Annotated in this window: 9 protein-coding genes; 5 read left to right on the forward strand and 4 right to left on the reverse strand. The window is 67.7% G+C overall.

The window, feature by feature from the left end:
• The coding region (locus HWX87_RS34545; protein ID WP_176051353.1) for an aldehyde dehydrogenase family protein at positions 1 to 296 on the reverse strand (296 nt) is incomplete at its 3' end.
• 29 nt (positions 297 to 325) lie between these two features.
• Positions 326 to 1564, reverse strand: a complete 1239-nt coding sequence (phnA, locus tag HWX87_RS34550) for a phosphonoacetate hydrolase (RefSeq protein WP_176051354.1) — start codon at positions 1562 to 1564, stop codon at positions 326 to 328.
• 208 nt (positions 1565 to 1772) lie between these two features.
• Here phnA and HWX87_RS34555 point away from each other — a divergent pair, with 208 nt between their 5' ends.
• The 5 genes from HWX87_RS34555 to HWX87_RS34575 all read left to right on the forward strand — a co-directional run bounded on the left by HWX87_RS34555 (position 1773) and on the right by HWX87_RS34575 (position 8450).
• Positions 1773 to 2828: a putative 2-aminoethylphosphonate ABC transporter substrate-binding protein gene (locus HWX87_RS34555; protein WP_176051355.1), complete on the forward strand. Its 1056-nt coding sequence runs from the start codon at positions 1773 to 1775 to the stop codon at positions 2826 to 2828.
• 108 nt (positions 2829 to 2936) lie between these two features.
• Positions 2937 to 4028 carry a putative 2-aminoethylphosphonate ABC transporter ATP-binding protein gene (locus tag HWX87_RS34560; protein ID WP_176051356.1) on the forward strand — a complete coding sequence of 364 codons (1092 nt, stop codon included), beginning with the start codon at positions 2937 to 2939 and terminating at the stop codon, positions 4026 to 4028.
• The gene (locus tag HWX87_RS34565) at positions 4025 to 5752 is read left to right on the forward strand and encodes a putative 2-aminoethylphosphonate ABC transporter permease subunit (protein ID WP_176051357.1); all 1728 of its coding nucleotides are present in this window, start codon (positions 4025 to 4027) and stop codon (positions 5750 to 5752) included. The genes HWX87_RS34560 and HWX87_RS34565 overlap by 4 nt, the downstream gene beginning before the upstream one ends.
• Positions 5753 to 5799: 47 nt before the next feature.
• Complete coding sequence (locus HWX87_RS34570) at positions 5800 to 6930, forward strand: 2-aminoethylphosphonate--pyruvate transaminase (protein ID WP_176051358.1); 1131 nt, start codon at positions 5800 to 5802, stop codon at positions 6928 to 6930.
• A 131-nt stretch (positions 6931 to 7061) separates the two neighbouring features.
• A complete protein-coding gene (locus tag HWX87_RS34575; protein ID WP_176051359.1) occupies positions 7062 to 8450 on the forward strand; it encodes an FAD-dependent oxidoreductase in 1389 nt (462 codons plus the stop codon).
• Between the two features lie 82 nt (positions 8451 to 8532).
• Here HWX87_RS34575 and HWX87_RS34580 read toward each other — a convergent pair whose 3' ends face one another.
• Complete coding sequence (locus HWX87_RS34580; protein WP_176051360.1) at positions 8533 to 9261, reverse strand: phosphonate utilization associated transcriptional regulator; 729 nt, start codon at positions 9259 to 9261, stop codon at positions 8533 to 8535.
• 193 nt (positions 9262 to 9454) lie between these two features.
• Positions 9455 to 11626, reverse strand: coding sequence for a phospholipase C, phosphocholine-specific (locus tag HWX87_RS34585; protein WP_176051361.1), 2172 nt, complete (start codon positions 11624 to 11626; stop codon positions 9455 to 9457).
• Between the last annotated feature and the right edge of the window lie 130 nt (positions 11627 to 11756).

The following is an 11756-nucleotide window of genomic DNA, read 5'->3' on the forward strand; positions in this document are numbered from 1 at the left end:
CCGGCCTCGGCCGTGATCAGCGCCGCGATCTCCGCCGTGCGCGAGCGCACGATGTCGGCCGCGCGGCGCAGGATCGCCGCGCGATCGTGGCGCGTGAGCGTCGGCCGGTAGGCACGCGCGACCGCGAACGCGCGGCGCACGTCGTCCAGCGTCGCCTTCGGCACGGTGCCGACCAGCGAACCGTCGTACGGGTTGCGTACGTCGATCACCGCGTCCCGATGAATCCGTTCGCCGTCGATTCGCAGTGCTTCGCGACGAATCTCGCGGACGTCCGTCGATGCTGCAATGGCGTTCATGAGTGTGTCCCCTTGCGGATGCGTACGCATCACTGCAGATGGTTGAGCGCGATGTCGATGATGTCGAAGTTGCGCAGCCGCGCGCGGCCCGTGACGTCGGTCGCGACCGGCTTGCTGAAGATCAGCGGCACGATCTGCTCGGAGATGCCGCCGTGCGAGCGCAGCGGCACGTCGAGGCCCGACAGGTCGTGCTTGATGCGGCGCGTGCCGAGCACGACGTCCTGCTTCGAGATCACGATCAGGTCGCCCATCCGCGCGGGCGGCAGCTCGAAACGCGCGCAACCTTCCGCGCCCGTCAGCACGACTTCGATGCCGTCGACCGCGGCGAGCCGCGCACGCAACGCATCGACATCGGCCGTCGCCGGCACGTAGACGGTCGCGAACGAACCAAGCGCGCCGTGGTGCACGACGTACGGATCGGTGATCGGCAGGATCACGCGCGCCGCGTCGTGGCCGAGCCACTCGTCGAACAGCTCCTGCAGGTAGATCACGTTCGGTTCGCCGGTTTCGTCGTCGTGCTTCGCGTTCATCCCGTGGTCGGCCGTGATCGCGACGATCGCGCCGAGTTCATCGAGACGCTGCAGGTACTTGTCCATCATCGCGTAGAACGCATTTGCGCCTTCCGTGCCGGGCGCGCACTTGTGCTGCACGTAGTCGGTGGTCGACAGGTACATCAGGTCGATCGGGCGCGTCTCGAGCAGGCGCACGCCGGCCGCGAACACGAATTCCGACAGGTCCGCGCTGTACACGCTCGGCACCGGCTTGCCGACCAGCTCGAGCACGTTGTCGATGCCGTTTTCCTCGACGCTCGCCTCGTCGGCCTTTTCCGACGAGAAGCAGATGCCCTTCAGCCCCTTGCCGAGCAGGCGGCGCAGCTTGTCCTTCGCGGTGACGACCGCGACCTTCGCACCTTGCTCCGCGAAGGTCGCGAGCACGGTCGGCGCGACCAGGTACTTCGGATCGTTCATCAGCACTTCGGCGCCGGTGTCGCGATCGTAGAAGTAGTTGCCGCTTATGCCATGCACCGCCGGCGGCACGCCGGTCACGATCGACAGGTTGTTCGGGTTCGTGAAGCTCGGCACCACGCACTCGCCCTTGAGCGCCGTGCCCGGCTTCAGCAGCGTGCGCAGGAACGGCGCCACGCCGGCCTCGGCCGCTTCTTCCAGATATTCGTATGCGCAGCCATCGACACAGACGACCACCACGGGCCGGCTCATCCAGTTGTAGCGGCGGCCGTTCACTTCCACGGATACAGGCGTTTCAATCATGACGTTCATTCCTTTCAGTTCGAAGGGTAGAGCCGTCGGCGCCCGCGTCGCGCCGAAGGGAGGTGTTTTCCATGCTTGACATTAAAATTGATGATTTGTAGATTGTCAACAACATGCAGAGAACAGAAAGCAAAACAACGTAGCAGCAAGAGGGCTGGTCTCCACTCATCCGCCGTGTGCCGCGGCGCCACAGTCAAGGGGTCTGAAGATGAACGAAGTGCCGGTAAACAAGCGTTTGAATGCATGGGCGGCGGGCACGGCCCGTTTCGCGCTGGCCGCGGCGGTCGCGCTCGGCGCCGCGCAGGCGGCGCACGCGAAGACGTCGCTGCTCGTCTACACCGCGCTGGAAGACGAGGCGATGAAGCCCTACAAGGACGCGTTCGAGAAAGCGAACCCCGATATCGAGATCCGCTGGGTGCGCGACTCGACCGGCTCGGTCACCGCGAAGCTGCTCGCCGAGAAGAACAACCCGCGCGCGGACGTCGTGCTCGGCCTCGCCGCGTCGAGCCTCACGCTGCTCGACCTGCAAGGCATGCTGATGCCGTACACGCCGAAGGGCTTCGACCAGCTCACGCGCAAGTACAGCGACGCGAACACGCCGCCGCACTGGGTCGGCATGGACGTGTGGGGCGCGACGATCTGCTACAACCGCGTCGCCGCGCAGGCGAAGAACATCCCGAAACCGACCTCGTGGGAAGACCTGACGAAGCCCGTCTATAAAGGCGCGATCGTGATGCCGAGCCCCGTGTCGTCGGGCACCGGCTACCTCGACGTGACCGCGTGGCTGCAGACCTTCGGCGACGACAAAGGCTGGAAATTCATGGACGCGCTCGACAAGAACGTCGCGCAGTACGTGCACTCGGGCTCGAAGCCCTGCACGCTCGCCGGCACCGGCGAATTCCCGATCGGCATCTCGTTCGAGTTCCGCGGCCACGAGCTGCAGTCGCAGGGTGCGCCGATCGATCTCGTGTTCCCGAAGGAAGGGCTCGGCTGGGACATGGAAGGCACGGCAATCATGAAGACGACGAAGCAGCCCGATGCGGCGAAGAAGCTCGCCGACTTCATGGCGAGCAAGGACGCGAACGAGATCACCGCGCGCTGGTGGGCGATCGTCGCGTATCCGGGCGTCGCACGAAAGCTGGCCGGCATTCCCGACAACTACTCGGACCTGCTCGTGAAGAACGACTTCGTGTGGTCGGCGAAGAACCGCCAGTCGATCCTCGATACGTGGCAGAAGCGCTACGGGGCGAAGGCGCAGCAATGACGCGGCAATGACGCCGCGACCGGCAGCGGGGCCGCGCAGCGCGCCGCCCCGCGTCACCCTTCCCCTCGTCGAATCCGGCCCCCGGGCCGCCCCAGCATGGAGGCGCGCATGGCACCTTATCTGAGCGTAGAACGCATCGAGAAGCGGTACAACGACACGCAGGTCCTCACCGACATCAACCTGAGCGTGATGAAGGGCGAGATGATCTGCTTCCTGGGGCCGTCCGGCTGCGGGAAAACCACGCTGCTGCGGATCATCGCGGGGCTCGAAACGCAGAACGCCGGCCACATCATGCAGGACGGCCGCGACATCTCGCGGCTGCCGCCGCAACTGCGCGACTACGGCATCGTGTTCCAGTCGTATGCGCTGTTCCCGAACCTCACCGTGTACGACAACGTCGCGTACGGGCTCGTGAACCGGAAGATGAAGCGCGACGCGATCCACGAGCGCGTGCACACGCTGCTCGCGCTGGTCGGCCTGCCCGACAGCCATCGCAAGCACCCGGGCCAGCTTTCCGGCGGCCAGCAGCAGCGCATCGCGCTGGCGCGTGCGCTCGCGACTTCCCCCGGCCTGCTGCTGCTCGACGAGCCGCTGTCGGCGCTCGACGCGCGCGTGCGCGTGCGGCTGCGCCAGGAGATCCGTGCGCTGCAGCAGCGGCTCGGCGTGACGACGATCATGGTCACGCACGACCAGGAAGAAGCGTTGTCGATGGCCGATCACATCGTCGTGATGAACCACGGCGTGATCGAGCAGATCGGTACGCCGCTCGAAATCTACCGGCAGCCGGCGTCGCCGTTCGTCGCGGACTTCATCGGCCGCGTCAACACGATTCCCGCCGAAGTCGCGCAGGACGGCACGCTGCGCGCGGGCGCGGTCGGCCTCGACTGCCGCCACGGCACGGCCCGCCCCGCGCAAGGCGCGGCGGTATCGGTCTACGTGCGGCCGGAAGACCTGCGCATCCGCGTGCCGGGTGAAACGGCCGACAACGTGCTCGCGGGCCGCGTCGAGAAGCTCGAATTCCTCGGTGCGTTCTGCCGCGTGAGCTTCCGCATCGACGGGCTCGACGGCCAGGAAATCGTCGCCGACCTGTCGTATCACGACGTCGACCGTACCGGCGTGCAGGCCGGCGCGCGCATCGACCTCGCGCTCGATCGCGAGCATGTCCGCGTGTTCCCGTGCGCGAAGGAGCGACTGCAATGAGCACCGTCCTGACCGAGCGCCGCCGCGGCGCCTCCGCCCCCGCCGACGTGCGGCAGATCACGCACTGGCACGACCGGCTCGCGCAGCTCGCGCTCGTCGCGATGGCCGCGCTGATGTCGCTGTTCCTGCTGCTGCCGCTCGCGCTCGTCGTGCAGAAATGCTTCGTCGACGCGGATGGGCGCTTCGTCGGCGCGCACAACTTCGTCGACTATCTCGAGGACAGCGGCGTGCTGCGCTCGATGCTGCATTCGCTGACGGTCGGCGCGCTCGTCACGGCGATCGTCGTGCCGATGGCGTTCACGTTCGCGTATGCGCTGACGCGCTCGTGCATGCCGTTCAAGAACGCCGCACGCACCGTCGCGCTGCTGCCGCTGCTCGCGCCGACGCTGCTGTCGGCCGTGTCGTTCATCTACTGGTTCGGCAACGCGGGGCTGCTGAAGCCGCTGCTGCACGGCCATTCGATCTACGGGCTGCCGGGCATCGTGCTGAGCATGGTGTACGCGTCGTTCCCGCACGTGCTGATGATCCTCGTCACCGCGCTGTCGCTCGCGGACGGCCGGCTCTACGAGGCCGCCGACGCGATGGGCACGCGCCGCATCCGCAAGTTCTTCACGATCACGCTGCCGGGCGCGAAGTACGGGCTGATCAGCGCGACGATGGTCGCGTTCACGATGTGCATCAACGATTTCGGCGTGCCGGTCGTGATCGGCGGCTCGTACAACGTGCTGTCGACCGACATCTACAAGCTGATCATCGGGCTGCAGGACTTCAACCGCAGCGCGGTCGTGAGCCTGATGCTGCTGTGTCCGGCACTGGTTGCGTTCGGCGTCGACTTCTTCATCCGCCGCCGCCAGCAGTCGCAGCTCGGCGCGCGCTCGACGCCGTACCAGCCGAAGCCGTCGCGCGGCTTCGACGCCGCGATGCTCGCGTACTGCGCGCTCGTGTGCGCGTTCTTCATCGCGGTGGTCGGCATCTCGGTGTTCGCGTCGTTCGTGAAGTTCTGGCCTTACCAGATGAGCCTCGGGCTGCAGCACTACAAGATGGGGCTGATCGGCGCCGGCATCTTCGACGCGTACAAGAACAGCCTGCGGATGGCCGCGACGGTGGCGCTCGGCGGCACGATCGTCGTGTTCGGCGGCGCCTATCTCATCGAGAAGACGCGCGGCGCGCGCTGGCTGCGCGGCTTCATCGCGCTGTGCGCGATCCTGCCGATGGGCGTGCCGGGGCTCGTGCTCGGCATCAGCTACATCTTCCTGTTCAACGCGCCCGGCAATCCGCTGAACGGGCTGTACGGGTCGCTGTGGCTGCTCGCGATCGTCACGGTCGTCCACTACTACGCATCGAGCCACCTGACCGCCGTCACCGCGCTCCGGCAGATCGACAGCGAGTTCGAGGCCGTATCGGCATCGCTGAAAGTGCCGTTCTACAAGACCTTCCTGCGCGTGACGGTGCCCGTGTGCCTGCCCGCGATCCTGCTGATCGCGCGCTACCTGTTCGTCAACGGGATGACGACGGTCTCGGCCGTCGCGTTCCTCTACTCGCCGGACACGCAACCCGCATCGGTCGCGATCCTGAACCTCGACGACGCGGGCCAGATGGGCCCGGCCGCCGCGATGGCCACGCTCGTGCTCGCGACCTCGTCGTTCGCGTGCGTGCTGTTCGCCTGCATCTCGCACCGTCTGCTGCGTCGTACGCAGGCGTGGCGCAACCCGCATCGCCGTTGATTCCCTGCCGCATTCACGTGACGTCCCGACTTCACCAAGGAGACACCATGACGCTCGCCGCCCAGCCCATCCTGCTCACTCCCGGCCCCCTGACGACCTCCGACACCACGCGCGACGCGATGCTGCGCGACTGGGGGTCGTGGGACAGCGACTTCAACGCGATCACCGCGCGGCTGCGCGAACGCCTGCTGCAGATCGTACATGGCGAAGGCACGCACGAATGCGTACCGCTGCAAGGCAGCGGCACGTTCTCGGTCGAAGCGGCCCTCGGCACGCTCGTGCCGCGCGACGGCCACGTGCTCGTGCCGAACAACGGCGCGTACTGCCAGCGCATCGCGAAGATCTGCCGCGTGCTCGGCCGCAAGCTGACGACGATCGACTACCGCGAGGATCGCCGCGTCGATCCGGCCGACGTCGAGCGCGCGCTCGCCGCCGACGCGACCATCACGCACGTCGCGCTCGTGCACTGCGAAACGGGCGCCGGCGTGCTGAACCCGCTGCACGAGATCGCGCAGGTGGTCGCGAAGCACGGCCGCGCATTGATCGTCGATGCGATGAGCTCGTTCGGCGCGATCGACATCGACGCGCGCACGACGCCGTTCGATGCGGTGATCGCGGCGTCCGGCAAATGCCTCGAAGGCGTGCCGGGGCTCGGCTTCGTGATCGCAAAGCGCAGTACGCTCGAACGCAGCGAAGGCAACAGCCATTCGCTCGCGATGGACCTGTACGACCAGTGGGCCTACATGCAGCGCACGACGCAGTGGCGCTTCACGCCGCCGACGCACGTGGTCGCGGCGCTCGACGCAGCCGTCGCGCAATACGTCGACGAAGGCGGGCTCGCCGCGCGCGGTGGCCGCTACCAGCGCAACTATCGCGCGCTGATCGACGGGATGCTCGCGCTCGGCTTCCGGCCGTTCCTCGATCCGGCGATCCAGGCGCCGATCATCGTCACGTTCCATGCACCGGACGATCCGAACTACGACTTCAAGCGGTTTTATCAGGAGGTCAAAAAGCGCGGCTACATTCTGTATCCGGGCAAGCTGACCGAAGTCGAGACGTTCCGGGTCGGCTGCATCGGCCACTTCGGCGAAGCCGGCATCCCGGGCGCCGTCGCCGCGATCGCCGACACGCTGCGCGCGATGGGCGTGCGCCGCGTATCGGCCGAAGCGGCGGCCTGACGCGACGTGATGCAATGCCCCGGCCGCGTGCCCGTGCGCACGCGGCCGACTCCGCCGCATGCCGCCACGCGGCGGCCAGGTTTTCCGGCCGCGTACGTGCACGGCCCCGACCCTTATTGAAGAACCATCCGATGCGACCCTTCTGGATCGAACAAGCACTGTTCAACGACGGCGATCTCGCCCCCGCGCTGCAGGGCGCAACGCAGGCCGACGTCTGCATCGTCGGCGGCGGCTTCACCGGGCTCTGGACCGCGATCCAGGCGAAGCAGCAGAACCCGGCGCTCGACATCGCGATCGTCGAAGCCGACCTGTGCGGCGCCGGCGCGAGCGGCCGCAACGGCGGCTGCCTGCTCACGTGGTCCGCGAAATTCCTGACGCTGCGGCGCCTGTTCGGCGAAGCCGAGGCGATCCGGCTCGTGAAGGCATCCGAAGCGGCCGTGCAGCACATCGCCGATTTCTGCCGCGCGCACGACATCGACGCCGAACTGCGGCTCGACGGCACGCTGTACACGGCGACGTCGCGCGCGCAGGTCGGCACGCTCGCGCCGGTGCTCGACGCGCTCGCCGCGTGCGGCATCCACAGCTACGAGCCGCTGCCGGCCGCCGAAGTCGCGCGCCGCTCGGGCTCCGCGCGCAATCTCGACGGCGTCTACTCGCCGATCGCCGCGACCGTGCATCCCGGCAAGCTCGTGCGCGGGCTGCGCCGCGTCGCGCTCGCGATGGGCATCCGCATCTACGAGCGCACGCCGATGCTCGACTTCACGCCCGGGCAGCCGGCCGTCGTGCGCACGCCGTCCGGCAGCGTGACGGCGGGCAAGCTCGTGTTCGCGATCAACGCGTGGATGGCGAGCCGCTTTCCGCAGTTCGAGCGCACGATCGCGGTCGTGTCGAGCGACATGGTCATCACCGAGAAATGCCCCGAGTTGCTTGAGCAGACCGGGCTCGTCGACGGCGTGTCGGTGCTCGATTCGCGGATCTTCGTCTACTACTACCGCACCACCGCCGACGGGCGGCTGATGCTCGGCAAAGGCGGCAACACGTTCTCGTGGCGCAGCCGCATCGCACCGGTGTTCGACCAGCGTTCGCCGTACGAGGCGCAGCTCACGCAAAGCCTGCGCGAGTTCTTTCCGTCGCTCGCGGACGTGCCGGTCACCGCGAGCTGGAACGGCCCGTCGGATCGCTCGGTCACGGGCTTCCCGTTCTTCGGCCGCCTCGACGACGCGCCGAACGTGTTCTACGGCTTCGGCTATTCGGGCAACGGCGTCGGGCCGACCTACATGGGCGGGCAGATCCTGTCGTCGCTCGTGCTCGGCCTCGACAACGCGTGGACGCGCAGCCCGATCGTGCGCGGCCCGCTCGGCCATTTCCCGCCGGAGCCGATCCGCTATGTCGGCGCGCATGTCGTGCGCAATGCGATCCGCCGCAAGGAGCGTGCGGAAGACGAGAGCCGGCAGCCGTCGGTTGTCGATAGCTGGCTCGCGAAGTTTGCGAGCGCGGCCGGGAAAGCCGACAAGGCGTGACGATGCGCTGATCCGGCGACGCAACGAAAAAGGGACGCGGCGAAGCGTCCCTTTGCTGTTGCGCGGCTGCCGCGCCGCCGCATTACGCGCGCGCGGTTTTCTCGCGCGCCGCCTTGCCCGTCGCGGGCAGCCCCTGCTCGTGCGTGCGGCGCATGCGCGCGAGGCCGTGCGCGACGTGCTCGCGCACCAGCGCGACGGCCTTCTCCTCGTCGCCGCCCGCGAGCGCCTGCACGATCTTGTCGTGCTCGGCCGCGGACACCGCGATCGCATCTTCCTCGGCCTCGATCGCGGCCTGGCGCAGCAGGCCGAGCTGGCGCACCAGCCGGCGGTAGGTGTCGGTGAGATGCGTATTGCCGACGCCGACGACCATCGCGTCGTGGAACTGCACGTTCAGCTCGGTATAGCGCGTGACATCGTGCGTCTTCGCGGCGTCCTTCATCGACTGGATGATGCCCTTCAGCACCTTCAGCGTGTCGGGCGAGATGCGCTTCGCGAGCGCGCGGGCAACCGACTCGTCGAGCATCGCGCGCACTTCGTAGATCTCCTCGGCTTCGCGCAGCGGCACGACGCGCACGGTCACGCCGCGGTTCTTCTCGTTGCGCAGCAGGCCGGCCTGCTCCAGCGCGCGGAACGCTTCGCGCACGGGGCCGCGCGACACGTTCAGCCTGGTCGCGATTTCAACTTCGTTGAGCTTCTCGCCGGGTGCGTATTCACCGGAGACGATCGCGCGCTCGAGCATGTCCTGGACGATCATCGCGAGCGACTGGCTTTGCAGGAGTTCGATGGCGCTGAGCGCGTTCGGGGAAGTCATGGTCGGACAGGCAGCGGAGCTGCGGTAGAAAACGAGGGCGCCCTATCGGCGAATGATCCTTATATACCCTCGGCCCGACACATTGTCAACAGTTTTCAGTTTCCAAAAACCAATTCCGCCTGCCGGGATGCCCCCCGGCAGGCGGCGGGCGCGCGGCGGGCGAACCTGCCCCGCCCCGCGCGACGTGCGGCCGTCAGGCCGTGTGCTTGACCGGCCCCGGGTCGCTCTGGCTCGGCCGGCCCGTCTCGACGTGGCCCGCGAAGCGGCGCACGACCTTGTCGTCGCCGCCGCGCAGCGTCGTCGCGGTAATCGTCAGATCGTACCAGCCGTGGCTCGACGACAGCTCGAAGTGATCCTCGACGCGCTCGCCCGGCTCCAGCGTGTAGGTACGCGCATGCGCATGGCTGTATGCGTTGTCGACCGTCACGCGGCACGTCGCGCGCCCGCTGTTGCGCAGCTGCAGGTACACGTGGCGGTTGCGCACGTCGTAGCCGATCTTCGCTTCCGGGTTCGCGTGACGGCCGTCCGCGGCGAGGCGCGTGTTGCCCTGGAACTCGCACAGATAGCCGTTCGGGCCGTAGGCGGCGAGATGGTACTCGCCGCGCGCGGCCGACGTGCTCCACGTGTCGGCGAAGCGGTCGTGCGCGGACACCGCGTAACGGCGCGGCGGCGTCGCCGGATTGCGGCGGTCGTACACGTAGAACGCGGCGCCTGCGTCACCGGAGTTCGCGAAGTCGAGCGATACGCTGTCGTCGCGGCCATGCACGTGGGCGTGCACGAACAGCTCGTACGGCAGCGCGCGTGCCGGACGCGTGCCGGGCTCCTGCGCCGGCATCGACTGCTGTGCGGGCACCTGGTATGCCTGGCCGGCCGTCGCGATGTGCTGCGGCACCGTGAAGCTCACCGTGCGCGTATCGGGGCGCGCGGAGAAGTCGAACGCCGACGTGAGGTCGCCGCAGATCGACCGGCGCCATGCGCTGATGTTCGGCTCCTTCACGCCGAAGCGCGCTTCGAGGAAACGCAGCACCGACGTATGGTCGAACGTTTCCGAGCAGACCCAGCCGCCCTTCGTCCACGGCGAGATGATGATCAGCGGCACGCGCGGCCCGAGGCCGATCGGCTGGATGCCGCCCGGGTCGGCGCCCGGCACGAGCGGGCTCATTTCGCCCGGGTACTTGTTCAGGTCGAGCAGCTCGTCGCCGAGGTTCGACAGCAGGTTCGACGACACGATGCCCTGGCCGCCCACGCCGCTCGTGACCGGCGGCACCGGCGGCACGACGTGGTCGAACAGCCCGTCGTTCTCGTCGTAGTTCAGGATGAACACCGTCTTCGCCCACACCTCCGGGTTCGACGTCAGCGCCTCGAGCACCATGTTGATGTAGAACGCGCCATCGGTCGGCGATGCCTGCGGGTGCTCGCTGTACTTGTACGGCGACACGATCCACGACACCTGCGGCAGCCGGTTCGCCTGCACGTCGGCCTTCAGCTCGGCGAGCGTGTGGTCCGACGCGCCCTTGTCGACCAGCGGGCCGCTCGCGCCTTCCTTCACCTGGAACTTCTTGAAGAACATCAGCGAGTTGTCGGTGTAGTTGTCGGTCGGGTCGCCCGGGATGCCCGTGCCGCCCTGGTACACCTTCCAGCTGACCTTCGCGTTTTCGAGACGCTCGGCATAGGTCGTCCACGTGTAGCCGTTCACGTCGTCGCGCTCGCCGATGCCCGGGCCGTTCGGCGGGCTGCCGTAGATGTTGCGCGGGTCGACCGTGCCGGTCCACAGGTAGATGCGGTTCGGCGCGGTGTCGGCGTGCGCGGAGCAGAAGTACGAATCGCAGATCGTGAACGCGTCGGCGAGTGCGTAGTGGTACGTGAGATCCTGGCGCTTCAGGTAGCCCATCGTCAGCACGTCCTGCTTCTGGTTCACCCACTGGTCCCACTGGCCGTTGTTCCAGGACAGGTGGCCGCTGCTCCAGCCGTGGTTGGTGCCCGGCTGGAATTCGGTCGTCTGCTTGGGATCGAGGTAGAACGGCAGCACGTACGGCGCCGACGGATCGAGGCCGCGCGAATGGTAGTTCTTCGTGAACACCGATGCCGGCGGCTGTTGCCACACCGGCGCGCCGCTCGGCAGCAGGTGCGGACGCGGGTCGTTGAAGCCGCGCACGCCGCGCAGCCCGCCGAAGTAATGGTCGAACGAACGGTTTTCCTGCATGAAGATCACGACGTGTTCCACGTCGCGGATCGTGCCCGTGCGATAGGCGGCCGGCATCGCCAGCGCGTTGCGGATCGCGGGCGGGAAGCCCGCGTAAGCGGCCATCGCGCCGGCCGACTGCGCGGCGAGGCGCAGGAAATCGCGTCGATTGTTCGAGGACATGAAGGGAACCCTGTTGTCGGTAGGAGTGAGGTGCCGGTCGAGCGGGGCCGGCGGTCGGTGTGTTACCCGCTATTACCCCGCACCGGCATGTCCCGGCCGTGACCGGTTACCGCAGGTTTCTTTGGGTTAC

The sequence above is a fragment of the Burkholderia sp. BCC1644 genome (genome assembly GCF_902833225.1).
In the GTDB taxonomy this organism is placed as follows: Bacteria; Pseudomonadota; Gammaproteobacteria; order Burkholderiales; family Burkholderiaceae; genus Burkholderia.